This is a genomic window from Rhizobium vallis (assembly GCF_003985155.1).
Lineage (GTDB): Bacteria > Pseudomonadota > Alphaproteobacteria > Rhizobiales > Rhizobiaceae > Rhizobium > Rhizobium vallis.
The window spans coordinates 46,365-70,532 of the sequence record NZ_ML133688.1 but is presented as its reverse complement, the minus strand read 5'-3'; the positions used below and the strand labels follow the sequence as shown (position 1 = coordinate 70,532).

25 protein-coding genes are annotated in these 24,168 nt (G+C 61.5%); 17 read left to right on the top strand and 8 right to left on the bottom strand.

Annotated features, from left to right (window positions below):
• The first annotated feature begins 414 nt into the window (after nt 1-414).
• Genes EFQ99_RS10200 through EFQ99_RS10185 form a run of 4 tightly spaced genes read left to right on the top strand, consistent with a single transcriptional unit; the run spans nt 415 to nt 7,122 of the window.
• Nucleotides 415-1,656 (top strand): MFS transporter, encoded by a 1,242-nt coding sequence (locus tag EFQ99_RS10200; protein WP_126920933.1) that lies wholly within the window; start codon nt 415-417, stop codon nt 1,654-1,656.
• Nucleotides 1,657-1,673: 17 nt separating this feature from the next.
• Nucleotides 1,674-4,124, top strand: coding sequence for a nitrite reductase large subunit NirB (gene nirB, locus EFQ99_RS10195; protein WP_126920932.1), 2,451 nt, complete (start codon nt 1,674-1,676; stop codon nt 4,122-4,124).
• Between the two features lie 4 nt (nt 4,125-4,128).
• Entirely contained in the window at nt 4,129-4,464 is a 336-nt protein-coding gene (nirD, locus tag EFQ99_RS10190) for a nitrite reductase small subunit NirD (RefSeq protein WP_126920931.1), read from the top strand.
• Entirely contained in the window at nt 4,465-7,122 is a 2,658-nt protein-coding gene (locus tag EFQ99_RS10185) for a nitrate reductase (RefSeq protein WP_126920930.1), read from the top strand.
• A 36-nt stretch (nt 7,123-7,158) separates the two neighbouring features.
• Here EFQ99_RS10185 and EFQ99_RS10180 read toward each other — a convergent pair whose 3' ends face one another.
• The 3 genes from EFQ99_RS10180 to EFQ99_RS10170 all read right to left on the bottom strand — a co-directional run bounded on the left by EFQ99_RS10180 (nt 7,159) and on the right by EFQ99_RS10170 (nt 8,633).
• Complete coding sequence (locus tag EFQ99_RS10180; protein WP_126920929.1) at nt 7,159-7,836, bottom strand: HAD-IA family hydrolase; 678 nt, start codon at nt 7,834-7,836, stop codon at nt 7,159-7,161.
• Between the two features lie 123 nt (nt 7,837-7,959).
• Complete coding sequence (locus EFQ99_RS10175) at nt 7,960-8,358, bottom strand: DUF2000 family protein (protein ID WP_126920928.1); 399 nt, start codon at nt 8,356-8,358, stop codon at nt 7,960-7,962.
• Nucleotides 8,319-8,633, bottom strand: coding sequence for a hypothetical protein (locus EFQ99_RS10170; RefSeq protein ID WP_126920927.1), 315 nt, complete (start codon nt 8,631-8,633; stop codon nt 8,319-8,321). The genes EFQ99_RS10175 and EFQ99_RS10170 overlap by 40 nt, the downstream gene beginning before the upstream one ends.
• A gap of 209 nt (nt 8,634-8,842) precedes the next feature.
• Here EFQ99_RS10170 and EFQ99_RS10165 point away from each other — a divergent pair, with 209 nt between their 5' ends.
• The 5 genes from EFQ99_RS10165 (at nt 8,843) to EFQ99_RS10145 (ending at nt 14,340) form a co-directional block, all read left to right on the top strand.
• Nucleotides 8,843-9,169 (top strand): hypothetical protein, encoded by a 327-nt coding sequence (locus EFQ99_RS10165; RefSeq protein ID WP_126920926.1) that lies wholly within the window; start codon nt 8,843-8,845, stop codon nt 9,167-9,169.
• A 184-nt stretch (nt 9,170-9,353) separates the two neighbouring features.
• Nucleotides 9,354-10,805 (top strand): cryptochrome/photolyase family protein, encoded by a 1,452-nt coding sequence (locus tag EFQ99_RS10160; protein WP_126920925.1) that lies wholly within the window; start codon nt 9,354-9,356, stop codon nt 10,803-10,805.
• On the top strand, nt 10,802-12,136 hold the full coding sequence (locus EFQ99_RS10155; protein ID WP_126920924.1) for an NAD(P)/FAD-dependent oxidoreductase: 1,335 nt from the start codon (nt 10,802-10,804) through the stop codon (nt 12,134-12,136). The genes EFQ99_RS10160 and EFQ99_RS10155 overlap by 4 nt, the downstream gene beginning before the upstream one ends.
• The gene (locus EFQ99_RS10150; RefSeq protein ID WP_126920923.1) at nt 12,133-12,984 is read left to right on the top strand and encodes a DUF1365 domain-containing protein; all 852 of its coding nucleotides are present in this window, start codon (nt 12,133-12,135) and stop codon (nt 12,982-12,984) included. Before EFQ99_RS10155 ends, EFQ99_RS10150 begins: the two co-directional genes overlap by 4 nt.
• A 96-nt stretch (nt 12,985-13,080) precedes the next feature.
• On the top strand, nt 13,081-14,340 hold the full coding sequence (locus EFQ99_RS10145; protein WP_126920922.1) for an SAM-dependent methyltransferase: 1,260 nt from the start codon (nt 13,081-13,083) through the stop codon (nt 14,338-14,340).
• On the opposite strand, the gene EFQ99_RS10140 is transcribed toward EFQ99_RS10145, so the two are convergent.
• Complete coding sequence (locus EFQ99_RS10140) at nt 14,341-15,174, bottom strand: SDR family NAD(P)-dependent oxidoreductase (protein ID WP_126920921.1); 834 nt, start codon at nt 15,172-15,174, stop codon at nt 14,341-14,343.
• 98 nt (nt 15,175-15,272) lie between these two features.
• Nucleotides 15,273-15,926, bottom strand: a complete 654-nt coding sequence (locus tag EFQ99_RS10135) for a ChrR family anti-sigma-E factor (RefSeq protein ID WP_208722739.1) — start codon at nt 15,924-15,926, stop codon at nt 15,273-15,275.
• Nucleotides 15,927-16,149: 223 nt separating this feature from the next.
• On the opposite strand from EFQ99_RS10135, the gene EFQ99_RS10130 reads away from it, so the two are divergent.
• Genes EFQ99_RS10130 through EFQ99_RS10115 form a run of 4 tightly spaced genes read left to right on the top strand, consistent with a single transcriptional unit; the run spans nt 16,150 to nt 19,385 of the window.
• Nucleotides 16,150-17,187, top strand: coding sequence for a cysteine synthase A (locus EFQ99_RS10130; protein WP_126920919.1), 1,038 nt, complete (start codon nt 16,150-16,152; stop codon nt 17,185-17,187).
• Between the two features lie 6 nt (nt 17,188-17,193).
• Nucleotides 17,194-17,931 (top strand): alanyl-tRNA editing protein, encoded by a 738-nt coding sequence (locus EFQ99_RS10125; protein ID WP_126920918.1) that lies wholly within the window; start codon nt 17,194-17,196, stop codon nt 17,929-17,931.
• Between the two features lie 18 nt (nt 17,932-17,949).
• A complete protein-coding gene (gene sseA / locus EFQ99_RS10120; RefSeq protein ID WP_126920917.1) occupies nt 17,950-18,819 on the top strand; it encodes a 3-mercaptopyruvate sulfurtransferase in 870 nt (289 codons plus the stop codon).
• Between the two features lie 5 nt (nt 18,820-18,824).
• Entirely contained in the window at nt 18,825-19,385 is a 561-nt protein-coding gene (locus tag EFQ99_RS10115) for a GNAT family N-acetyltransferase (protein ID WP_126921460.1), read from the top strand.
• A 30-nt stretch (nt 19,386-19,415) separates the two neighbouring features.
• Here the strand turns inward: EFQ99_RS10115 and EFQ99_RS35000 are convergent, their stop codons facing one another.
• A complete protein-coding gene (locus EFQ99_RS35000; protein WP_164736366.1) occupies nt 19,416-19,583 on the bottom strand; it encodes a hypothetical protein in 168 nt (55 codons plus the stop codon).
• A gap of 93 nt (nt 19,584-19,676) precedes the next feature.
• Between EFQ99_RS35000 and EFQ99_RS10110 the strand changes: the two genes are divergently transcribed.
• A complete protein-coding gene (locus EFQ99_RS10110) occupies nt 19,677-20,180 on the top strand; it encodes a DUF1203 domain-containing protein (RefSeq protein WP_126920916.1) in 504 nt (167 codons plus the stop codon).
• Between the two features lie 16 nt (nt 20,181-20,196).
• Here the strand turns inward: EFQ99_RS10110 and ald are convergent, their stop codons facing one another.
• Nucleotides 20,197-21,315, bottom strand: coding sequence for an alanine dehydrogenase (ald, locus tag EFQ99_RS10105; protein ID WP_126921459.1), 1,119 nt, complete (start codon nt 21,313-21,315; stop codon nt 20,197-20,199).
• Nucleotides 21,316-21,471: 156 nt separating this feature from the next.
• Between ald and EFQ99_RS10100 the strand changes: the two genes are divergently transcribed.
• The 3 genes from EFQ99_RS10100 (at nt 21,472) to EFQ99_RS10090 (ending at nt 23,380) form a co-directional block, all read left to right on the top strand.
• A complete protein-coding gene (locus EFQ99_RS10100; protein WP_126920915.1) occupies nt 21,472-21,933 on the top strand; it encodes an Lrp/AsnC family transcriptional regulator in 462 nt (153 codons plus the stop codon).
• Nucleotides 21,934-22,004: 71 nt separating this feature from the next.
• The gene (locus EFQ99_RS10095) at nt 22,005-22,889 is read left to right on the top strand and encodes a DMT family transporter (RefSeq protein WP_126920914.1); all 885 of its coding nucleotides are present in this window, start codon (nt 22,005-22,007) and stop codon (nt 22,887-22,889) included.
• An 86-nt stretch (nt 22,890-22,975) separates the two neighbouring features.
• Nucleotides 22,976-23,380: a PilZ domain-containing protein gene (locus EFQ99_RS10090; protein ID WP_126920913.1), complete on the top strand. Its 405-nt coding sequence runs from the start codon at nt 22,976-22,978 to the stop codon at nt 23,378-23,380.
• On the opposite strand, the gene EFQ99_RS10085 is transcribed toward EFQ99_RS10090, so the two are convergent.
• On the bottom strand, nt 23,350-24,072 hold the full coding sequence (locus EFQ99_RS10085; protein WP_126920912.1) for a hypothetical protein: 723 nt from the start codon (nt 24,070-24,072) through the stop codon (nt 23,350-23,352). The two genes, EFQ99_RS10090 and EFQ99_RS10085, sit on opposite strands and share 31 nt — an antisense overlap.
• Nucleotides 24,073-24,168 lie beyond the last annotated feature (96 nt).

The window sequence follows — 24,168 nt, the reverse complement described above, 5'->3', positions numbered from 1 at the left end:
CGCACCCTACCGCAACGCACAAAAGATTTGCACAACCGACTAGAGCCTGAAAAACGTGCAGACGCTTTATTTCTAAAAAATCTTTTACATTCAATGAATTGAAACAAACAAAGCGAATTGGCACGCCGTTTGCTTTGTTATTATCAAGACCGGTCAACGATGATCGGAGCAGAGTGAGCAAGGGATGGCTCACGAGATACAGAGAGACTTACCCTTAAGCAGTCCGGCATAGGGATTGCTTTAAGGGAGATAGGCCAAAGGGCCAGGAATTCGGCGTCCAACGGCGGGCGCCACCAGCAAAGCCGCTGATCAGGATAATTCGCGCACCTCGTGTATGCGCGCCCTGACCAGCGGCTTTTTTGTTTTAACCCCCAGCGATGGATCGGCACGACCTTGTCGGGCCACGGAGAAGCCATGTCTATCATCGAGAAAGTGCCGCCCATGTCCGCCGGCGAACCAGCCAAAGCACTGTGGATCTCCACTGTGGCCTTCACTCTCTGTTTCGCCGTCTGGACGATCTTTGCGATCATCGGCATTCGCATCAAACAGGATCTCGGACTGAACGAGGCCGAGTTCGGATTGCTGGTCGGCACCCCAGTCTTGACCGGCTCTCTCGTGCGCATCGTTCTCGGCATCTGGACCGAGCGTTACGGCGGCCGTCTCGTCTACACCCTCACGATGCTGGCCGCCGCATTGGCGACCTTCCTGCTCTCCTACGCCCACACCTATCCCCAAATGCTGGTCGCCGGCCTCGGCGTCGGCCTTGCCGGCGGCTCCTTCGCGGTCGGCATCGCCTATGTCTCGCCTTTCTTCCCGCCGCAGAAGCAGGGAACGGCCCTCGGCATCTTCGGCGCCGGCAATGTCGGCGCGGCCGTGACCAAATTCGCCGCCCCCTTCGTGCTCATCGCATGGGGCTGGCAGGCGGTTGCCGAGATCTGGGCTGTCGGCCTGGCGCTGATGGCAGTCGTCTTCTGGTTCACCACGTCAGATGATCCGGCTTTCCGTCTTCGCCGCGAACGTGGCGTCGCCTCGAAGAGCTTTGCCCAGGAATTCGCGCCGCTGCAGAACGTTCAGGTCTGGCGCTTCTCGCTCTACTATTTCTTCGCCTTCGGCGGCTTCGTCGCCTTGTCCCTGTGGCTGCCGCGCTATCTGGTCGGCGTCTACGGCTTCAATCTGGAAACTGCCGGCATGGTTGCGGCGGCCTATTCGATCCCCGGCAGCATCTTCCGCGCTCTCGGCGGCGTGGTGTCGGACAAGAAGGGCGCGCGCAGCGTGATGTATGCGATGTTCGCGGTGTCGGCCGTGGCCACACTCATCCTGTCGCTGCCCGCTACCACTATTACGCCGGTCATCTTCATCGTCGTCATCTTCGTGCTCGGCTTCTTCATGAGCTTGGGCAAAGCTGCCGTCTACAAGCACATTCCGGCTTATTACCCCGAAAGCGTCGGCGCCGTCGGCGGCATCGTCGGAATGATGGGCGGTCTCGGCGGCTTTATCCTTCCGATCGCCTTTGGCCTCCTCAAAGACATGACCGGTCTTTGGTCCAGCTGCTTCCTGCTGCTGTTCGCGATCGTCGCGGTTTCACTCGTCTGGATGCACCTGTCCGTCAAGCAACTGTCGCGCCGGGGACACTCCGCGCCCGTGGCTGCAACCTGATCTGAGGATTTGGAAATATGACCGAAAAACTCGTCATCATCGGCAATGGCATGGCGCCCGGGCGCATGCTGGAGCACCTCTTCGAACAGGCGCCCGGACGCTATGAAGTTACGATCTTCAATGCCGAACCGCGCGTCAATTACGATCGCATCATGCTGTCGCCGGTTCTCTCCGGCGAAAAAGACTACGAACAGATCATCATTCATGGCGATGGCTGGTATATCAAGCACGGCATCATGCTCTACAAGGGCCACAAGATCGTCAACATCGATCGCGTCGCCAAGACAGTCACCTCCGACCACGGCGTCACCGAAAGCTACGACAAGCTGGTCATCGCCACCGGTTCCGTGCCCTTCATCATCCCCGTCCCCGGCAAGGATCTGCCCGGTGTCATCACCTATCGCGATCTCGACGACGTGCAGGCCATGCTGCTTGCCGCGCAGTCGCGCGAAAAGGCCGTCGTCATCGGTGGCGGCCTGCTTGGCCTCGAAGCCGCCGCCGGTCTTGCCCAGCGCGGCATGGACGTCACCGTGCTGCACGTGATGCCGACGCTGATGGAGCGCCAGCTCGATCCGGCCGCCGGCTATCTCTTGCAAAAGGCGGTCGAGGAACGCGGCATCAAGGTCATTTGCAAGGCCAACACCAAGGCGATCGTCGGCAATGGCAAGGTCGAGGGCATCGAACTCGACGACGGCCGTATCATCCCGGCAACGCTGGTTGTGATGGCCGTCGGCATTCGTCCGAGTGTGGGCCTCGCAAAGGATGCCGGTCTCGCGGTCAACCGCGGCATCGTCGTCGATGCCGGCATGCAGACCTCGGACGGCAATATCCTTGCACTCGGCGAATGCGCCGAAGTGGGCGGCATGGTCTATGGTCTCGTCGCCCCGCTCTACGAGATGGCCCGCATTGCCGCCGCACATCTCTCCGGCGATCGCTCGCCCGCTTTCGTGCATGCAGACACGCCGACCAAGCTGAAGGTCACCGGCATCGAGCTTTATTCGCTTGGTGATTTCGCCGATGGCGACGACCGTGAGGAAATCGTGCTGCGCGATGCTTCAGCCGGCGTCTACAAGCGTCTCGTGCTGAAGGACAACAAGATCATCGGCACCGTGCTTTACGGCGAAACCGCCGATGGCGCGTGGTTCAACGATCTGAAGAAGAAGGCGACCGATATTTCGGAGATGCGCGAGACGCTGATCTTCGGTCAGGCCTATCAGGGAGGGTCGCCGCTGGACCCTATGGCGGCCGTTGCAGCCTTGCCGGATGACGCGGAGATCTGTGGCTGCAACGGCGTCTGCAAGGGCAAGATCACCTCGACTATTTCGAGCAAAGGGCTGACGTCGCTCGATGACGTGCGCGCCCACACCAAGGCATCCGCCTCGTGCGGCTCGTGCACCGGCCTCGTCGAGCAGCTCATGGCACTGACGCTCGGCGACGGCTACAACCCGGCCGCCGTCCAGCCGATGTGCACCTGCACAGAACTCGGCCATGACGACGTCCGCCGCCTGATCAAGGCAAAGGGGCTGAAGAGCATCCCTGCCGTCATGCAGGAGCTGGAATGGAAGACCTCCTGCGGCTGCGCCAAATGTCGGCCCGCACTCAACTATTACCTCGTCTGCGACTGGCCGGACGAATATGCCGACGACTACCAGTCGCGTTTCATCAATGAGCGCGTCCACGCCAACATCCAGAAGGACGGCACCTATTCGGTCGTTCCCCGCATGTGGGGCGGCGTCACCAATTCGAACGAGCTGCGCGCCATCGCCGATGTCGTCGACAAGTTCGAAATCCCGATGGTGAAGGTAACAGGCGGCCAGCGCATCGACCTGCTCGGCATCGAGAAGGAAGACCTGCCTGCCGTCTGGGCCGATCTCGGCAAGGCCGGCTTCATCTCCGGCCAGGCCTATGCCAAGGGCCTGCGTACCGTGAAGACCTGTGTCGGCTCCGACTGGTGTCGTTTCGGCACGCAGGATTCCACTGGTCTCGGCATTCGCATCGAGAAATTCATGTGGGGCTCGTGGACGCCGGCCAAGCTGAAGATGGCCGTCTCCGGCTGCCCACGCAACTGTGCGGAAGCAACCTGCAAGGATATCGGCGTAATCTGCGTGGATTCCGGTTTCGAGATTCACTTCGCGGGTGCTGCCGGTCTCGACATCAAGGGAACGGAGGTCCTTGGGCTCGTTCGGACCGAGGACGAGGCGCTGGAGCATATCGTGGCGCTGACGCAGATGTATCGCGAGCAGGCCCGTTATCTCGAGCGCATCTACAAATGGGCCAAGCGCGTCGGCCTGGATGAAATCCGCCGCCAGATCATGGACGATGCCGAAAAGCGCACGGCCTATTACGACCGCTTCGTCTTCTCCCAGAAATTTGCCCAGGTCGATCCCTGGTCGGAGCGTGTTTCCGGCAAGGACAAGCACGAGTTCAAGCCGATGGCGACGATCGGCTACCCGCAGGCTGCAGAATAAGGAGATGGACATGAACTGGATCGCAATCGGTGACCTCTCCGACATTCCCTTGCGCGGCGCGCGCTGCGTGAAGACGCCGCAGGGCAAGATCGCCGTCTTCCGCACGGCAGAAAACGAAGTGTTCGCCATCGAGGATCACTGCCCGCACAAGGGCGGCCCGCTCTCCCAGGGCATCGTCCACGGCAAGGCGGTGACGTGCCCGCTGCATAATTGGGTGATCTCGCTGGAAACGGGCAAGGCGCTCGGCGCCGATGAGGGCGAGGTCCGGACGATCCCGGTGCTGAACGAAGACGGCAGGCTGTTCGTCGCCCTGGAAAGCCTGATGATGGCGGCGGAATAGATGGCGGCCGAGGTCAAGACCACCTGTCCCTATTGCGGCGTCGGCTGCGGCGTGCTCGCCACGGTCGACGAGGCGGGCGCAGTCAGCGTCAAGGGCGATCCCGAGCATCCGTCGAATTTCGGACGGCTCTGCTCGAAGGGTTCGGCCCTTGCCGAAACCATCGATCTCGACGGCCGGCTTCTTTTTCCCGAAATCGCCGGCAAACAGAGCGGCTGGGACGAAGCGCTTGATCTCGTTGCCCAGCGGTTTTCCGAAACGATCGCCGAGCATGGGCCTGATTCCGTCGCCTTCTACGTCTCGGGCCAGCTTCTGACCGAGGATTATTATATCGCCAACAAGCTGATGAAGGGCTTCATTGGTTCGGCCAATATCGACACCAATTCAAGGCTCTGCATGTCCTCCTCGGTGGCGGGGCATCGCCGCGCCTTCGGCGCCGATACGGTGCCCGGTACCTATGAGGATATCGAACTCGCGGACTTGGTGGTTCTCACCGGCTCCAATCTCGCCTGGTGCCATCCCGTCATCTACCAGCGGCTTGCAGCGACAAAAGCGGCACGGCCGAGCATGCGGATCGTCGTCATCGATCCGCGCCGGACGATGACATGCGATATTGCCGACCTGCACCTGGCAATCCGCCCGGACGGCGACGTCGCGCTGTTCATGGGGCTGCTTGCCCATCTCGCGACGAGCCCGGCCATCGACCAGAATTATATCGCCGCCCATACGGAAGGTTTCGCCGAGGCTTTTGCGGCCGCCGCCGCACTTGATATGAACAACCTCCTGGAACGGACCGGCCTGCCCGCCATGCAGATCCGGGAGTTCTTCCGCCTGTTCGAGACGACGCCGAAGGTCGTGACCTGCTACAGCCAAGGCGTCAACCAGTCCTCCTCCGGCACTGACAAGGTCAATGCGATCCTCAACTGTCATCTGGCGACCGGCCGCATCGGCCGCCCTGGCATGGGACCGTTCTCGCTGACCGGCCAGCCGAACGCCATGGGCGGGCGCGAGGTCGGCGGCCTCGCCAACATGCTCGCTGCCCATATGGCAATCGAGAATGCCGATGATCGCGACCGCGTGCAGCGCTTCTGGGGCTCGCCGGTCATTGCCGCCAAGCCCGGCCTGAAGGCGGTCGACATGTTCCGCGCCGTGGCCGACGGGCGCATCAAGGCGCTCTGGATCATGGCCACCAATCCCGTGGTCTCGATGCCGGATGCCGACAGCGTCGAAGCCGCGATCGCGGCCTGCCCCTTTGTCGTCGTGTCCGACATCCTCAAAGAGACGGATACGACCAGGCACGCGCATGTGCTTTTGCCATCGCTCGGCTGGGGCGAGAAGAACGGCACGGTGACCAATTCCGAACGGCGCATATCCAGGCAGCGGCCGTTTCTCGACATTCCCGGCGAGGCAAGGGCCGACTGGTGGCAGCTTGCGGAAGTCGGACACCGCATGGGGTTTGCCGCTGCCTTCGACTTCGACGCGCCGGTCGAGATCTTTGCGGAACACGCCGCCCTTTCCGCTTTCGAAAACAACGGCAGCCGCGATTTCGACATCGGTGCCCGCGCCGGCGTAACCGGCGACGCCTACGACGAATTGTCGCCCTTCCAGTGGCCGCAGCCGGAAGGCACCGCGCCCAGTGTGACCCGTTTCTTCGCCGACGGCGGTTTCTTCCATCCCGATGGCAAGGCGCGCTTCGTTGCGATCAAACCGCCGGCAACGGATCGCACCAATGCCGATTTCCCCTTCACGCTCAATACCGGGCGCATTCGCGACCAGTGGCATACGATGACGCGAACCGGCAAGAGCGCGCGGCTTTCTGCCCATATCGCCGAGCCCTTTGCGGAAATCCATCCGCGCGACGCGATCGAAACCGGGATATCAAGCGCCGGTCTCGTCGAGATCGAGAGCCCGCAAGGCAAGGCTGTCGTCCGGGCGCTGGTGACCGATCGCCAGGCACGCGGCGGCATCTTTGCACCGATGCACTGGAACGACCAGTTCGCGGCAAAAGCGCGGATCGACGCCGTGGTCGCACCAATTACCGATCCCGTTTCCGGGCAGCCGGCATCGAAGAACGTCGCCGTCGCCGTCCGGCCGTTCCGGGCCACGCATTACGGTTTCGCCGTCTCGGCCATAAAACCCGTAACACCCGACGCGGCCTATTGGGCGCTGGCGAAGGCCGATGGCGGCTGGCGGCTGGAGCTTGCCTTCGCTGAGGCCGTCGAAGACTGGACCGCTTGGTGCCGCGCGGTTTTTGCCATTCCTGAAGAAATCGAACCGCTCGGTTATGCTGACCGGCAATCCGGAGACCTCAGGCTTGCCTTCTTCGATGGCGAGACCCTGCTTGCCGCGCTGTTCCTTGCGCGCGAGCCAGTCGCCGTCGCGCGCAACTGGGCGATCTCGCGGCTCACCGCCTCGCATGGCGATCTCAGGAAACGCTTCGCGCTCGTTGCAGGCCGGCCCGGGGCCGGCAGGCCGGATCCGGGCGCTACCATCTGCTCCTGCTTCAGCGTCGGGGTCAATCAGATCGCCGCCGCCGTGCGCGGTGGATGCCACAGCGTCGAGGCCGTCGGCAAGGAAACAAGCGCTGGAACCAATTGCGGCTCCTGCCGCAGCGAAATCGGCAGGATCATCGATCGCTGTCTTGCCGCCGCCGCGGAGTGAACCGCCAGCAGGAAACCGTCAACGCGGCCCGCTCGGTCAGGCCGCGTTGGCCACGATGAACATCTTATGCTCGGCAGAGATGCGGATAGATATTTCGTCATAGGAGGCCAGGCTCGGATGCGCCGTCGCCATCTTGTGCTGATGGGTCGCCGTGACGACCATGACGTCGGCGCCCGCTGCCTCTCCGGCGGCGATGCCGGCTGCAACATCCTCAAACACCAGGCACTCATGCGTGCTGACGCCGAGGCGTTCGGCGCCCAGAATATAACATTGCGGATCAGGCTTCCCGACCGTCACGTCTTCTGCCGTCACCATGAATTTCGGCCGCGGCAAACCAGCCGCTTCCAACCGTCGGTGAGCGAGGCGCAGCGGCGAGGAAGTGACGATCGCCCAACGATCCGGAGGCAGGGAACTCAGAAACGCCGCGGCACCCGAAATGGGAACGACATCGCTGACATCGGCGATCTCAGCTTCGGTCACCAATTTTGCTTCATGTACGGGATCGACGCCGGGCAGGTTCAGCCGGGTGATCGTGTCGATGCCGCGCGACCCGTGCATCTTCGGCAAAAAGTCATCGACATCGAGCCCGTGACGCCTCGCCCAGTTGCTCCAGGCGCGCTCCGCGGCACGGATGGAATTGAGGATCGTGCCGTCCATATCGAACAGGAAGGCGGCAAAAGGCTTCTCGAAGCCGTGGGGCATCGGCAGGGACAAGGGCAGATCCTTTAAGGAAGAGCATCGGATGGTTGTCGCTATCACTCGATGAAACGGCAAATCATCGGCTTTTGCAAGCTTGGACCCGGAGACATCCGTCATATCTCCACTCGGCGACACCCATCAGCGTAACAGCTTTAGCGAGCCCGTCAGGGAGCGGATCCACTTCGTCGGACCGGCGAGCCCGACGCCGTCGATAGCTTCCGAAGATAGGTCGCGCTCCGGCATCGAAGTCTCATAGTCGGCGTAGACGTGCAAGGCGCGGGCAAAACGCGGAAACGGTACGACCAGCGCACCTTCAGGCGCCGGCAAAGCCTTCACCAACAGCGATCTCAGGTCCGTGGCCGCCGCCTGCAGCACCGGCACCGGCTTGTTGGCGCTGACATGAAATATCCGGCCAGCCTGGTCGGTCAGTCGCGCACCGGCCAGCGCGGGCGCCGCGGCGCCGAGGCCGATCGACAGGACGGCGACAGTATTGGCGTCTAAAAGGCTGTGCTGCTGGTGGCGATCAAATCGCAGGATAGGCGCAGGCCGATCTGGTCATGGCACACATCATCGGCGCGGGCGGCAAATTCTAATCCAGTCGGAGGATCGGCTCGCAAATAGGCCTGTGTTGCCGGGTCGATGTGCATCGGAACGGCTGTCCACAGCGAGGGACGGCTAACGTCGAGCGCTGAGATACCGACCTTCACGCCGCCTGTAGCGGAGGACGCGATCGCCATTCCAGTTACCGTCAAGGCGAGTGCGATCGCGATCTGGAGACCAAGATCTGCCGCCTCGCGCGGGGAAACGAACATAGCGGCCTCATGCTGCGGATTAGCGTTTCATCATGCCACTAAGGCAGGTGGCCGCACCGATCCAGCGACTTCGGCTGTTAAGGTTTATCCGTAACCACATGGGGCAAGGCGGGGGTTCCACCGCAAGTTTTCTACAAATTTCGGAACAATGATTCCGGAGGGCAGTTACCCAAGGTCATCCAAGATGAAAATCAAAGGAGGATATCCTCATGACCAAATCTTTTATTGCTGCCTCACTACTCGCCATCGGCATGGCATCATCGGCCTTTGCCCAGTCGAACCCGGACCCGATCGGGCCGACCAACGGTGGTTCGACTGATCCGAGTTCGGGTACCTATTCATCTGATTACAGCAACAGTGACAATGGCATGTATCCGGTACGCGTCGCGCCGGTCGATCCGATGACGACGCAGAGCATCGGCCGGCCGCAGGCGATGGAATGCCCCGGCATGCCTCAGCAGATGTCCGGCGTCGATACGCGCGGTGGCGAAAGCGGTGCATCGATCAGCGAAGCCTGCCGCGAATACGACAACTGACAGGCAGTCTTTCGTTCCTGAAGCATGTCGCACGCGAGCGCGCCACGCTTGGAAAAGGCCGGTTCACGCAGGCCTTTTTCACGTAGAAACGACCGTAAAAGCTTTTCCCTTTCGATGAAACTTTTGATCCGGGCACTCCGTACATCCGTAGCAGGTTGAAATACACGGACGGGGAGCGGTTTCATTGACAAAGGACGCGACAAAACCTGTCATCCTCTGGTTTCGCAAGGACTTGCGCCTTGACGACAACAAGGCGCTCGCCGCTGCCCATCTCTCCGGGCGGCCGATCATTCCCCTTTATATAAACGAGCCGGAGGCCGCAGGCACAGGTCCGTTGGGCGCGGCCCAGGCTTGGTGGTTGCATCATTCTCTGGAAGCGCTCGACCGATCGCTGCATGAGCGGCAGGGACGGCTGGTGCTTGCAAGCGGCGAGCCGCTCGAGGTGCTTCGCGCCATTATCGGGAACAGCGGCGCCGAAGCGGTGTTCTGGAACCGACGCTACGATCCAGCAGGAATCTCCATCGACATCCGCATCAAGCACGAACTGGAAAAGCAGGCGATCGAGGCGCAAAGTTTCGGCGGCCAGTTGCTGCACGAACCCTCGAGACTAGTGACCGGCGGCGGCACGCCCTATCGCGTCTACACGCCATTCTGGCGTGCGCTGGAGAACGCCAGTGAACCAGAACCGCCGCTGGAGGCGCCGTCGAAGCTGCAATTGGCGCAGAAACTTCCGGCATCGGAAAGGCTGGGTAGCTGGAAGCTGCTGCCGATGAAGCCCAACTGGGCGGGTGATTTCGATGATCTCTGGATACCCGGCGAAGCGGGTGCTCGGGAGAAGCTCCGCGCTTTCCTCGAAGACGCGCTCGACGGCTACAGAGAAAACCGCGACTATCCCGCCAAGCAGGCGACGTCGATGCTGTCGCCGCATCTGGCGCTCGGCGAAATCTCCCCTACCCGCATCTGGGATGCGACGCGCGGCCTGTCGAAACGAGTGCCTGCGGCCGACCTCGTGCATTTCCGCAAGGAGATCGCCTGGCGCGAATTCTCCTATCACCTGCTTTTCCATTTCCCGCGCCTTGCCTCGGTCAACTGGAACGATCGTTTCGACGGCTTCGAATGGCGCAACGACGGCGAGGATTTCGACGCCTGGCGCCGCGGCATGACCGGATATCCGATCGTCGATGCCGGCATGCGTCAACTCTGGCGCCACGGCTGGATGCACAATCGCGTGCGCATGATCGTTGCCTCCTTCCTGATCAAGGACCTGATGGTCGACTGGCGCCGGGGCGAGGCCTGGTTCCGGGATACGCTGGTCGATGCCGATCCGGCCAACAACGCGGCTAGCTGGCAATGGGTGGCGGGCTCGGGAGCCGACGCCTCGCCGTTCTTCCGCATCTTCAATCCGGTACTGCAAGGCGAAACCTTCGATCCCGACGGCGACTATGTCAGAACTCACGTGCCTGAGCTTCGAGGGCTGGACGCAAAATACATTCATCGGCCGTTCGAGGCGCCGAAGAGCGTGCTCGACGGGGCCGGCGTCGCCCTCGGTGAAACTTACCCAAAACCGATCGTCGACCACGCCAGCGCCCGCAACCGCGCGCTTGCGGCCTATAAAGCCACGAGGGATGCCGCATGAACGCGCACTTCCGTGTCCCACCACGTAGGCTCAAGATCGCGGTCATCGGCTCCGGCATTTCGGGCGCTTCCGCAGCCTGGGCGCTGAACCCGGTGCACGACGTTACGCTCTATGAAAGCCAAGCCCGTGCCGGCGGCCATACGGCGACGGTCAACGTGGACTACGACGGAGTTTCGATCGCGGTCGATACCGGCTTCATCGTCTACAACGAAGCGAATTACCCCAACCTGACGGCGCTCTTTAGCGAGCTCGGCATCGCCACGCATGCGAGCGACATGAGTTTTTCGCTCTCGCTCGATCGCGGCAGGCTGGAATGGAGCGGCGGTGGCTTGTCCTCGATCTTCGCGCAGAAGCGCAACCTGCTGCGGCCATCATTCCTGTTGATGACCCGCGAGATCCTGCGCTTCAACCGAATGTGCCTCGAAGACCGGGCCGCTGGCCATCTCGCCTCGCGCTCGATCGGCGATTATCTCGACTGGCGCGGCTTCTCGCCCGGTTTCACCAACAACTATCTCGTGCCGATGGCGGCGGCGATCTGGTCGACGCCGTCTGCCCGCATGCTGCAGTTTCCGGCCGAGCATTTCGTCAACTTCTTTGACAATCACCGCCTGATCTACCGCCGGCAGCAACAGTGGCGCACGGTGACCGGCGGCAGCCGCACCTATCTCGACCGGCTGCTGCAGCCCCTCGGCGAGCGGGTGAAGCTTTCCTGCGGCGTGCGCGGCGTGATCCTTGGCGAATACGGCATCACAATCATCGACGAAACGGGCAATGAGTGCCCGTTCGACAAGGTGATCTTTGCCTGCCATAGCGACCAGACCGCGCGCTTGCTCACTGACGCCACCGATCGGGAAAGCAGGCTGCTTGCAGCCATCCCCTACCAGCCGAACCGCGTCGTCCTGCACCGCGACGAAGCGCTGATGCCGCAGCGGCGCAAGGTCTGGGCCTCCTGGAATTATCTGCGCTCCAGCCGCGAAGATGAAAAGGCAGGCGTGGCCGTCACCTACTGGATGAACCGGCTGCAGGGCATCGACCACAAGTTCCCGCTGTTCGTGACGCTCAACCCGGATCGCGAGCCGGATCATCGCAAGGTGTTTGCCGAATTCACCTACGAGCATCCGCAATTCTCGGCCGAGGCGATGGCGGCGCAGCGGGCGCTCGCCACCATTCAGGGACAGAACAATTGCCATTTCGCCGGTGCTTGGATGGGATACGGATTTCACGAGGATGGACTGGTTTCCGGCCTGGCCGCGGCCGAGGCGCTCGGCGGGGTCATACCCTGGCGAACCGCCCGGGCCTCCTGGGAAACCCAACCGGACGTGGCGGCATGAGGATGCGACCAAAAAGACGCGGCGTCAGCGCCGCCAACAATGGCCCTCCTCCAGATGCGGCGGCAACGCTCTATGTCGGCGAAATCATGCATCAACGGATGAAACCGTTCGGCCATCGCTTCCGCTACCGGGTGTTCTCACTGCTCGTCGATCTCGACAGGCTTGACGAGGCCGGCGGCCTATCGGCCCTGTTTTCCGTCAACCGGCGCAATTTCGTCTCCTTTTATGAAAAGGACCATGCCCATACGGAGAATACGCCGCTGCGAACCCATGCCGACCGGCTGCTCGCTGAGGCAGGGCTCGGGCGCGCCGAGAGAATATTGCTCGTCTGCTATCCCCGTATTCTTGGCTATGTCTTCAATCCGCTCTCCGTCTACCACGCCTATGATGCCGATGGCCGGCTCATCGCGATGATCTACGAAGTGCGCAACACCTTCGGTGAGCGGCACAGCTATGTCTGTCCCGTCGGCGATGGCGAGATTTGGGAAGGCGGGCTTCGCCAGAGCTGCGACAAGCTCTTCCACGTCTCGCCTTTTATCGGCGTGGCGGGGCGCTATCACTTCCGCATGTTGCCGCCCGGTGCGGAAATCCGCTGGCGTATCCTCGAAACCGACAGCGAAGGCCCGCTTCTCTCGGCAACTTTTTCAGGACGACAGGTGCCTTTAACAAGCGCTTCGCTGCTGGCGCTAACGGTGCGCATCCCCTTCCTCACCTTCAAAATCGTGGCAGGCATCCATTGGGAAGCGCTGAAACTTTGGTTGAAGGGCGCGCGTTATATCCGACGCCCGGCACCTCCCCCTGAAGTCAGCATCCACAGACCCCAGGCGCTTGCGGACGCAGCGGAATAACATTAGCTTTTGACGTAATGGCCGGAGGCCGCCCGAGCACATCGTCATGGATGTGTCGTCGTCCTTAACCGGCAAGAAAATGCTGGAGGAGGAAAGATGAGCAAGGCGCAGGATTGGAATCTGCTGGCTCGCGACGCGGTGACGCTGACGGCCGAAAACATATCCCGTCTGGTGAAGGGTCTGCCGTTCAAGGCGAAGCTGGCGCTGCGCGGACTTCTGCGCATGCAGCACGGCTCACTTGCCGTCACCCTGCCCGACGGCCGCAGGCTGCTGATCGAGGGCAAGAAAGCCGGGCCGAAAGCGGCGCTCAACCTCAACAACTGGAACCTTGCCTACCGGGCGCTGACGAGCGGCACGATCGGGGTCGCCGAAACCTATATGGACGGCGACTGGGACAGCCCTGACATCACTGCATTCCTCGAACTCTTCCTCGTCAACGGCGAGGCCGCGTTCAGCTATGCCCATGGCAAAAGCGGCCTTGGCCGCGTCTTCGAGCGCGTTCGCCACTGGATGAACGCCAATACCAGGACGGGTTCGAAGCGCAACATCTCCGCCCATTACGATCTCGGCAACGATTTCTACAGGCAATGGCTCGATCCGAGCATGACCTATTCCTCCGCGCTCTATTCGACGGGGGCCAACGACCTGCAATCGGCGCAGAATGCCAAATACCGGGCGCTCGCCGAGGCGACCGGCATCCAGCCCGGGGATCACGTGCTGGAGATCGGCTGCGGCTGGGGCGGTTTTGCCGAATTCGCTGCAAGCGAGCTGAACTGCAAGGTAACGGGGCTGACGATCAGCCGCGAGCAGCTCGCCTTCGCCGAGGAGCGTATCCACAAGGCGGGCCTCAACGACCGCGTCGAATTCCGCTTCCAGGACTATCGCGATGAAGCAGGGCTTTATGATCGGATCGTCTCGATCGAGATGTTCGAAGCGGTCGGCGAGAAATACTGGCCATCCTATTTCTCCAAGCTCAGGCAATGTCTGAAACCGGGCGGCAAGGCGGGCCTGCAGATCATCACGATCAGTCCGGAGTCCTTCGACCAGTATCGCAGCAATCCCGACTTCATCCAGAAATATGTCTTTCCGGGCGGCATGCTGCCGACGCGCAATCATCTCGCCGAACTTGCGGTCAAGGTCGATCTGTCGCTGGTCAAGGATTTCGGCTTTGGGCTCGATTACGCCCGCACGCTCGCCGAATGGCGCGAGCGCTTCTGGTCGGTCTGGGAACGCATCCGCCCTATGGGCTTCGACGAACGCTTCAAGCGGCTTTGGGAATTCTACCTGTTCTATTGCGAGGCCGGCTTCCGCGCCCGCAACATCGATGTGCGCCAGGTCGTGTTCTCGCGCCGCTGATCATTCCGCCGGATGCGGTGTCGCCGGATGGTGACCCGTTTCCGACGGTCGCTCCTGCCAACCGGTCACCCGGTTCACCAGCGCGAAATAGGCGCCGTAGGGAAGCATCCTCGCCAGCTTCAGCATGAGGGTGAAGCGCTTCGGGAAGCTGATCTCGAAGGCTTGCGATTTCAACCCGGCGGCAATGTGCTGGGCGGCGTCCTCCACCGATATCAGGGCCGGCATCGGAAAAGCGTTCTTCCTCGTCGCCGGCGTATCGACGAAGCCGGGGCTGACGAGTTGGATGCGGATGCCCATCTTGTCGAGATCGAATTTCAGGCTTTCGGCCATATTGATCAGCGCCGCCTTGGTGGCGCCATAGGCAGCGCCTGTCGGCAGGCCGCCATAGCCGGTGACGGAGGAGATGATGGCGATCTGCCCCTGCCCTTTCGCCTTCATATGGCGAATCGCCGGCAGCAGGCAGTTGACGACACCGGACAGATTGACGGCAAAGCTCTTTTCGAAATCGGCGCGGTGAAGATCCTCGGCATGAACAGGCAGGTAGACGCCTGCATTGAGTATCGCCATGGCGAGCGTCCCGTGCTCGTATTCGATCGAGGCCATGACATGCTCCATGTCCTCGGCATCGGTGACGTCGCCGTCGAGAACGATAATGCTGCCGGAAAGGCCGCTGGCCTCGGCCTGTAGCTCGACCAGCTTTTCATGGCTTCTGGCGGTGACGGCGACCTTGTATCCTTCGCCGGCGAGCTTCAACGCAAGTGCACGGCCGATGCCGGAACTCGCGCCCGAGATCCAGACGATTCCATGTTCGGGACGGGCGATGAAATCACGCATGACATGTTCCTCCGGGACTGCCTATCAACACGAAAACAGGTCCGGAAGCCCCTCTATCCCTCCGGATTTATGGCTCTATCACACCATTGTGGCTGCTTTCAGCCGATCAGGTCGATCATCATCTGACGAAAGGATCCCGTGAGCCTGACCGGCCCGTCCGAAACGGCGAAGGCGATGCAGGGCCGGTCCTTTTCGGCGACCGGCCGATGGTCGATCGTCTCGTCGGCAATGGAGATGTCTCCGGGGCCAAAACGGCCGCGTTCATCATTGAAGGCGCCGTCGAGGATGAGGATCAGTTCCATGCCTTTATGGGTGTGGGCCGGTAAGGCGCGACCCTGACGTATCCACATCAGGTTGACCTCGCAGCCATCCATATCGAGTGAATATTCCTTGAAACCCGGCAACCGCTTGCGCCAGGGCACGTCCTCGACCTCGAAGCCGACGAAATCTCGCAATGCCCGTGGAAACAGCGTGTGTTTCGGCCGCGCGACGGGCGGCAGGACGGAAGACGTGGAGGCAAAAATTGCCTGAAGCTGCCGCTCCCGGTCGGCAATCGCAACGCCGGCAGCATTTTCCAAGGCGTCTCCGGCCAGCAGTTCGAGGCCGTTCACAAAGCTGCGATTGTCCGGTTTCATTTCGAGATGGGACCGGACGAGAACGCGCGCCGGCTCGGGCAAGGAGCCGGCGACGTAATGCGCCATCAATGCATCGATCGTGTCGATATGCTCGTGAACCATCCGGCCTTCGGTCACGCCCTGTTATCGCGCTCCGTTTCGCTTTGTCGTCATCCGTACGGGGAAAGTCAATCTTCGGATCACCCAGGTGGGGAGCGACGGCGGACCATACGCCATTTCGACTGGGGAAAGCCAAATTTTATCGCGTCCGGCACGGGCATGGAATAGCATTTCTTGCCAACACAGCCTTGTGAAGAGAAAAGACCGTTCCTAAAGTAAGAGTTCGAAAGAGGCAGAATCCATGACCTTCCATCCCTCCGTCCTCGAAGCCATCGGCAACACGCCGCTGATCAAACTCAAGGGCGCCTCCGCGGCGACCGGCTGCACCATTCTCGGCAAGGCAGAGTTCCTGAACCCCGGCCAGTCGGTGAAGGATCGTGCCGCGCTCTACATCATCCGCGACGCCGAGCGGAAAGGCTTGCTTCGGCCCGGCGGCGTCATCGTCGAAGGCACGGCCGGCAATACCGGCATCGGACTGACGCTGGTCGCCAAAGCGCTCGGCTATCGCACCGTCATCGTCATCCCGGAAACGCAGAGCCAGGAAAAGAAGGACGCGCTGAAGCTGCTCGGCGCCGAACTCGTCGAAGTGCCCGCCGTTCCCTATAAGAACCCGAATAACTACGTGAAGGTATCCGGGCGGCTTGCCGAGCAGATGGCGAAGACCGAACCGAACGGGGCGATCTGGGCGAACCAGTTCGACAACGTCGCCAACCGTCAGGCGCATATCGAAACCACTGCGCCGGAAATCTGGAAAGACACCGACGGCAAGATCGACGGCTTCATCTGCTCCGTCGGTTCGGGCGGCACGCTGGCGGGTGTGGCTGCCGGCCTCAAGGCTTTCAACCCGGACGTCAAGATCGGCATCGCCGATCCCGACGGCGCCGCTCTCTATGAATTCTACCAGAACGGCACGCTGAAATCCGAAGGGTCCTCGATCACCGAGGGCATCGGCCAGGGCCGCATCACCGCCAATCTCGAAGGTTTCACGCCAGACTTTTCCTATCGCGTCTCCGATGCCGAAGCGCTTCCCTATCTCTTCGATCTCGTCGAGGACGAAGGGCTTTGCCTTGGCGGCTCGACGGCGATCAACATTGCCGGCGCCGTCAATCTCGCCCGGGATCTGGGCCCCGGTCACACGGTGGTGACGATCCTCTGCGACTACGGCAACCGCTATCAGTCGAAGCTCTTCAACCCGGATTTCCTGGTGTCGAAAGGGCTGCCCGTTCCCGGCTGGATGGCCAAATCGCCCGAGATAGACGTTCCCTACGAACCTGCGTGAGCCCCCATGCCCGTCAATGCCCTCTATCGTGACGACTTCTACCTCTCGACATGCGAGGCGGTCGTCACAGCCGTTCACGAGGACGGGGGCATCGAACTGGACCAGACCTGCTTCTACGCGACCTCGGGCGGACAGCCGGGCGATACCGGCGAGCTTGAACGCGCCGACGGCACCAAGATCGCGCTCGGCCAGACGAAGCACGGTGCGAGCAAGGATATCATCATCCATGTGCCGCTCAACGGCGCACCACGGCCGGAGGTCGGCGAGACGCTGGTGCTGCATGTCGATTGGCCCCGCCGCTACAGGCTGATGCGCATGCACACCGCCTGCCACCTGCTTTCCGTCGTCTGCTCCTATCCAATCACCGGGGCAGCCGTCGGCGAGGAGGAAAGCCGCGTCGACTTCGACATGAGCGAGACAATCGAAAAGGACGAGGTGACGGCCAAACTGATGGAACTGGTGGACCAAAATCATCGGGTCTATCTGCAATGGATCACTGACGAGGAGCTTGCTGCCAATCCTGATATCGTCAAATCGAAGAACGTGCGCCCGCCGATGGGGCTCGGGCGCGTCAGCCTCGTCTGCATCGGCGAGAACTCCTCGATTGACAGCCAGCCCTGCGGCGGCACACATGTCTCCGAGACACAGGAAGTCGGCCGAATCCACATCGCCAAGATCGAGAAGAAGGGCAAGGAGAACCGGCGCTTCCGCATCCGCTTCGGCATGCCCGGCGATGAAGCCTGACCATCAAGGGAGACCATAATGTGTGAGACCAAAAGCCGTTTCGTCGTCTCGGCCGATTGGCTGCAGGCCGAACTCGGCAAGCCGGATCTGCGGGTGCTGGACGCCTCCTTCTATCTGCCGGCGCAGAAACGCGATGCGGATGCCGAATATGCGGCCGGCCATATTCCCGGCGCCATCCGCTTCGACCAGGACAAGATCGCCGACCATTCGACATCGCTGCCGCACACGATCCCCTCGCCCGATTATTTCGCCACCGAAACCGGCAAGCTCGGCATCAGCGAGAATGATCGCATCGTCGTTTATGACGGCATCGGCCTGTTCGCCTCACCGCGCGTCTGGTGGCTGTTCCGGGTGATGGGTGCGAAGAACGTCTTCGTGCTCGACGGCGGTCTAGACGGCTGGAAGGCCGAGGGCCGTCCGCTCGAAACCGCAGCACCAAACTATGCGCCTGCGACCTTCACCCCGAATTTTGACGAAAGCCGGGTGGTGACGCTTCCTGCAATGCGCGACATCGTTTCGAGCGGCGCGATGCAGATCGCCGATGCCCGCAGCGCCGGCCGCTTCGCCGCCGCCGAGCCCGAACCGCGTCCCGGCATGCGCTCCGGCCATATGCCCGGCGCCCGCAATCTGCCCTCCGGCGTCTTTGCCAACCAGGGCCGGTTCAAGTCGCTGCCCGAACTCAAACAGACAATCGAGGATGCCGGCATCGATCTTTCGAAGCCTGTGGTGACATCCTGCGGATCAGGCATCACGGCCGCGATCATTACACTGGCGCTGGAATCGCTCGGCCATCATGACAACAAGCTTTACGACGGCTCGTGGAGCGAATGGGGCAGCCGCGAAGATACGCCTATCGTTACCGGCCCGCCGACGCCAGTCAAAGCCTGATCGCCATGGGGAAGACACCCGCTTCGCTCAAAGCCCATATTACCCGGCTCGAAATGACGGCGCCGCCGAAGACGAGCCTGCCGGTGCCCGTCAATATCCAGACTGCGATCATGCGCGCTCCCGGAATCCCACTGCCGTTCTATCGCTACCTCTACCGGCAGGTGGGCGCGCGCTGGCAATGGGTAGACCGGCTGCGCATGGGCGACGAGCAGCTCGCTGAAATGCTGAACGACAAGCGCAACAATATCAGCGTCCTCTACGTGAACGGCGCGCCGGCCGGCTTCTACGAATATTTCTGCGAGGACGAGGATACGATCGAGCTCAGCCATTTCGGCCTGATCGAACATGCGCTTGGCCTCGGCATCGGCAAATGGTTCATGCTGCAGGCGCTCTACGCCATCTGGTCGCTCAATCCGAAGCGCGTCACGACCACCACCAACAATCTCGACCACCCGCGCGCGCTGCAGCTCTACCAGATGTTCGGCTTCTCCCCGGTATCAACCGGCACCGGCATCGTCCGGCCGCTCAGCGACAAGGAGCTTCTGGAGATGGCGCGGAAAAGCTGACGGCTCTCTTTCCGGCGTGGGTGGAGGTAGCTAACGCCGCGTCAGGCCATTCGGGCGGCGCGGATCGTTACGGCGCTCGAAATCGAGCGTGCGGCCAGACTGCTCCTTCAGTTCGGCTACCTCCCGGCGTAGCGCCCTGATTTCTTCCAGTATTTCTGCGTTCTGTTGCGCCAGCAGCGCGAGACCGACGTCGGTCAAGGGCTTCTCCTTCTGCTTTAGAGCTTCGCAAGAAACGGGTGGCTTACACGATGATCCGGGTACATTTCATGGCAATCACAAAGGAGATTTGCCATGACCGCCTTACGTTTTGTCGCCATGCCGAGCGCCGATGCCGAACACTTGTGGAACGGTGGCCGCGACGCCTATGACCGACTGCCCGACACGATGGTGTCTGATGGCCCGGGTCATCCGTGCCGCCATTGCCTTGAAAATATCGATGAGGGCGAAGAACTGCTGGTCTTCGCCTACCGGCCCTTCCCGGAACTGCAGCCCTACGCCGAAACCGGACCGATCTTCCTGCATAAGCAGCCTTGCCGGCGCTATGCCGCCGAGGAGATTCTGCCGCCGGTGCTGACGACGAGCCCTGACTTCATCCCGCGGGGCTACAATCAGGACAATCGCATCGTCTATGGCACCGGCGCGGTAACTCTTATCGGCGAGATTGCGGCCTATGGCGAAAAACTGCTGGCGCGGTCCGACATCGCCTATGTGCACGTGCGCTCGGCGCGCAACAATTGCTTCCAGTGCCGGATCGACAAGGTAAAGGCGCCGGCCCTTGCGGAGACCGACGCCTAACCTAGAGTCAGGGAGGTTACGCTACGTTGAGCACGTTCTCCGGCGCGAATGCCTCGTAGCCTAGCGCCTCGGCGACAGGCTTATTGGTGATGCGGCCCTTGTGCACGTTCAGGCCATTCCGCAGATGCTTGTCTTCAGCGATGGCGCGCAGGCCGCGATCGGCAAGCGCCAGGCCATGGACCAGCGTGGCATTGTTCAGCGCGTGGGCCGAGGTGACGGGGACTGCGCCCGGCATGTTGGCAACGCAATAATGCACGACGCCGTCAACCTCATAGGTCGGATCGGAATGGGTCGTCGCGTGCGAGGTTTCGAAGCAGCCGCCCTGGTCGATGGCGACGTCGACGATGACGGCGCCTTTCTTCATGCCGGAAAGCATTTCGCGGGTCACGAGCTTCGGAGCGGCAGCGCCAGGGATCAGCACGGCGCCGATGACGAGATCGGCCGAGAAGACCTCCTCCTCCAGCGCCTGAATGCTGGAATAGCGGGTATGGACGCGGCCTGAGAAGATATCGTCGAGTTGGCGCAGGCGCGGCAGCGACTTGTCGAGGATGCTGACGTCGGCGCCGAGACCGGCGGCCATCCTGGCCGCATGCAGGCCGACGACGCCGCCGCCGATGACGGCGACCTTTGCCGGCAATACGCCCGGCACGCCGCCAAGCAAGACGCCGAGGCCGCCATTGGCCTTCTGCAGGGCGGTCGCGCCGGCCTGGATCGACAGGCGACCGGCGACTTCCGACATCGGCGCCAGCAGCGGCAGGCCGCCACGCTCGTCGGTCACCGTCTCATAGGCGATCGCGGTGACGCCTGAGGCAAGCAGGCCCTTGGTCTGTTCGGGGTCCGGCGCCAGGTGCAGATAGGTATAGAGAAGCTGACCGTCTCGAAGTTGCGCCCATTCGGAGGGCTGCGGCTCCTTCACCTTGACGATCATGTCGCACTTTTCGAAAATATCCTTGGCGGAGGCGGCGATCTTCGCGCCAGCAGCGGCATAGGCGGCATCATCGGCGCCGATGCCGACGCCCGCCTTGGTCTCCACCCAGACCTCGTGGCCGTGGGCGACGTATTCGCGCACCGATGCCGGCGTCAGGCCGACGCGGTATTCATGATTCTTGATTTCCTTCGGGCAACCGACACGCATTCGCGTTCCTCTCATTTTGTCTCCGCGGTCGCGGATCTCCTCAGACGATGAATCCAACCATCAAGGCCGCGAAATGTCCTTGCAAAGACGATTTGCCAGAGGGCGTCTTTTCGGAGATTATTGCGTCATCTGTTTTCTTTTTCGAAGGTTCTTCGAATGGCCGATCTCGACACCATCGATTTTGCGATTCTGAAGGTGCTGCAGGCCAATGCCCGCATCACCAACGCCGAACTCGCCGAAAAGATCGGATTGTCGCCCTCGGCCTGTTCGCGCCGGCTCGACATCCTGGAACGAAGCGGCGTCATCGGCGGTTACCACGCGCGGCTTTCGCACAAGGCGCTCGACTACAAGATGATCGCCATCGTGCACATTTCGCTTTCCGGCCAGTTTGCCAAGACGCTGTCGGAATTCGAGGCGGCGGTAAAACTCTGCCCGAACGTGCTCGTCTGTTACCTGATGTCGGGCGAATACGACTATATCCTGCGGGTGGCCGCCCGCGACCTCGAGGATTATGAGCGCATTCATCGCGACTGGCTGTCGGCGCTTCCCCACGTCGTCAAAATCAATTCGAGCTTCGCACTCAGAGAAATCATCGACAGGCCGAATGTCGGGCTTTGAGGCCTTGCATATTCGTTGAAAGCCTGCCCAGACTTGGCTGCGCGCGGGCATCTCCCGCTCAACGGCATGTCATGACATCGAAGACCCACGGCTATATTTTCGCTCTGCTGGCGATGACCATATTCTCTTTGCAGGACGCGATCTCGAAACATCTGGCATCGACCTATCCGCCGATCTTCGTAACGATGGTCCGCTACTGGGCTTTCGCACTTTTCACCATCATTCTCGCGTCGAAGATGCGCGGCGGCATCAAAGCGACGGCCCGCACCAAACGCCCGTTCCTGCAGGTGACGCGCGGCGTCTTGCTTGCGATCCAGGTGGTTCTGGCCATCACCTGCTTTGCGATAATCGGCCTTGCCCGTTCCCAGGCGATCTTTTCCGCGACGCCGATCCTGATCGCGCTGCTGGCGATGCCGATCCTCGGCGAGCGGGTCGGTTGGCGGCGGTGGGCAGCGATCGGCGCCGGACTTTTCGGGGTGCTGCTGATCCTGAAACCGGAAGGCGAGTTTTTCGACGTGAAGCTGCTCCTCGCCATCATTTCCTGCTTCAACTTCGCCTTCTACGTCATCGCCACACGTCTCGTCAGCCGCGACGATTCGTCGATGACCAGCTTCTTCTATACCGGCGTCGTCGGCGGCATCATGATGACCCTCGTCGGGCCGTTCTACTGGAGCTGGATGTCGCCAGGCGACTGGGGCTGGATGGCGCTCGTCTGCATGACCAGCATTTCCAGCCACTATTTCCTGATCCGCGCCTACGATATTCTCGATGCCGCCGCCGTCCAACCACTGACCTATCTCTCGCTTGTCTACGCCTCGATCATCGGCGTAACGATCTATGGTGAAACGCTCAGCTCCAACATGATCATCGGCTCGGCGATCGTGGTTGCTGCGGGCATCTTCACGGTCTGGCGCGAGCATGTGGTGGCGCGCAGAACCGCCCTCGCAAGCAACTGACGTTTCACTGCAATTTTAGCCAAGCTCCTAAAACCATTTCAATTTTCGGCTGCTATGTTTCTCTGGCGGTGTCCAAGGGAGACAGTATGACGCGCAACCTGAATATTACGGCCCGAAAGGCCGACCGGAAAAACTGCCGTGTCTTCGGCAACATGAAATATCTGAACAGCGAGGTGGATGTCCGTATTCTCAACCTGTCGGCGACAGGCGCCGCTTTGGAGACGAAGGGACCCGTCCATGCCGCCTCAGGCAGCAAGGTGCGGATCGAAGCCGAGAACCTCGGAATGATCGAAGGCATCATCCGCTGGAAGCATAACGGCCGCATTGGCGTCCAGTTCGACGTGAATTCGAATGCACGGGCGCAAGTCTCTTCCTATTTCCGCTTTTTCCATAAGGAAATACGGCCGGTACTGGCTGTGCGCCAATTAATGCGACCCGCGACCACCGGCGACCGGAAGCCTCACCTGGCGACGTCGACGCTGAAATCGTAAGGCTGCACCGCCTTTGCGCCGAAGGAGCGGCTGAGATCGTTCCAGTAGCTGCGGTTGACGTTGACATCGAGAGTGACCGGTCCTTGCGCCTGCGGCAGCTTGGCGCCCAGGCTCCTGACGTCGATGGCGGCGCTATTGGCGTTGGCGCCGGACAATACGATCGTCTCCGTACCCAAGGGAACGTTGACCGCGCCGGGCGCCGGGCTTGCCGAGAGCGGCTCGCTGGAGATGATCTGGCCGTCGCCGCTCAGGAATTTGATATCGCAGGTCTGGCATTCGCCCTGCGTCCAGCCCGGATTGACCTTCAGTTCGACTCGGGGTGGCAGCGAGCGGTCGCCATCCTGGGCGTAAGCGGAACCGACGACCGAAAACAGGCTTGCGGACGGCGTGATCTCGATCGGCTTCGGGTTGGTCGAACTGCCTTGCGCGGCAGCCATGATGAGGGCCGGAGCGCCAATGCCGAGAAGAAGCGCCTTCTGCAGCTGCTGCTCGCGGTAGATGAGCGCGATCGCGGCGCCGATGACGAAGAAGACCGAAATGGCGCCGACCGCGCAGGCGACCGAGATCCACGGATTTGCCGTCGTCGTCAGCCATTTTTCCACATCGCCGCTGTAAAGCGCCTGCGCCTTATCGACCAGACTGGGCGCGGTGCCCCCGAAACCTCCGACCGCAGCAATGACGACCTTGCTCATGATCCCGTCCCCCATGGATTTTCAGCAGAGACTGTACCATAAATTGCATTTCAAGACCATGTCGCCTCGCCGGGCGATTGTTTTGCGGTTCTGTCA

Excerpts from the sequence above, each read along its gene's own strand:
- EFQ99_RS10170 (WP_126920927.1), bottom strand. The coding sequence starts at position 8,633 with ATGTTCGTTTCCCCGCGCGAGGCGGCAGATCTTGGTCTCCAGATCGCG.
- EFQ99_RS10130 (WP_126920919.1), top strand. The coding sequence starts at position 16,150 with ATGACCTTCCATCCCTCCGTCCTCGAAGCCATCGGCAACACGCCGCTG.
- EFQ99_RS10145 (WP_126920922.1), top strand. The coding sequence starts at position 13,081 with ATGAGCAAGGCGCAGGATTGGAATCTGCTGGCTCGCGACGCGGTGACG.
- EFQ99_RS10110 (WP_126920916.1), top strand. The coding sequence starts at position 19,677 with ATGACCGCCTTACGTTTTGTCGCCATGCCGAGCGCCGATGCCGAACAC.
- EFQ99_RS10140 (WP_126920921.1), bottom strand. The coding sequence starts at position 15,174 with ATGCGTGATTTCATCGCCCGTCCCGAACATGGAATCGTCTGGATCTCG.
- EFQ99_RS10155 (WP_126920924.1), top strand. The coding sequence starts at position 10,802 with ATGAACGCGCACTTCCGTGTCCCACCACGTAGGCTCAAGATCGCGGTC.
- EFQ99_RS10090 (WP_126920913.1), top strand. The coding sequence starts at position 22,976 with ATGACGCGCAACCTGAATATTACGGCCCGAAAGGCCGACCGGAAAAAC.
- nirD (WP_126920931.1), top strand. The coding sequence starts at position 4,129 with ATGGACATGAACTGGATCGCAATCGGTGACCTCTCCGACATTCCCTTG.
- EFQ99_RS10200 (WP_126920933.1), top strand. The coding sequence starts at position 415 with ATGTCTATCATCGAGAAAGTGCCGCCCATGTCCGCCGGCGAACCAGCC.
- EFQ99_RS10115 (WP_126921460.1), top strand. The coding sequence starts at position 18,825 with ATGGGGAAGACACCCGCTTCGCTCAAAGCCCATATTACCCGGCTCGAA.
- EFQ99_RS10165 (WP_126920926.1), top strand. The coding sequence starts at position 8,843 with ATGACCAAATCTTTTATTGCTGCCTCACTACTCGCCATCGGCATGGCA.
- nirB (WP_126920932.1), top strand. The coding sequence starts at position 1,674 with ATGACCGAAAAACTCGTCATCATCGGCAATGGCATGGCGCCCGGGCGC.
- ald (WP_126921459.1), bottom strand. The coding sequence starts at position 21,315 with ATGCGTGTCGGTTGCCCGAAGGAAATCAAGAATCATGAATACCGCGTC.
- EFQ99_RS10150 (WP_126920923.1), top strand. The coding sequence starts at position 12,133 with ATGAGGATGCGACCAAAAAGACGCGGCGTCAGCGCCGCCAACAATGGC.
- EFQ99_RS10100 (WP_126920915.1), top strand. The coding sequence starts at position 21,472 with ATGGCCGATCTCGACACCATCGATTTTGCGATTCTGAAGGTGCTGCAG.
- EFQ99_RS10125 (WP_126920918.1), top strand. The coding sequence starts at position 17,194 with ATGCCCGTCAATGCCCTCTATCGTGACGACTTCTACCTCTCGACATGC.
- EFQ99_RS10185 (WP_126920930.1), top strand. The coding sequence starts at position 4,465 with ATGGCGGCCGAGGTCAAGACCACCTGTCCCTATTGCGGCGTCGGCTGC.
- sseA (WP_126920917.1), top strand. The coding sequence starts at position 17,950 with ATGTGTGAGACCAAAAGCCGTTTCGTCGTCTCGGCCGATTGGCTGCAG.
- EFQ99_RS10095 (WP_126920914.1), top strand. The coding sequence starts at position 22,005 with ATGACATCGAAGACCCACGGCTATATTTTCGCTCTGCTGGCGATGACC.
- EFQ99_RS10085 (WP_126920912.1), bottom strand. The coding sequence starts at position 24,072 with ATGAGCAAGGTCGTCATTGCTGCGGTCGGAGGTTTCGGGGGCACCGCG.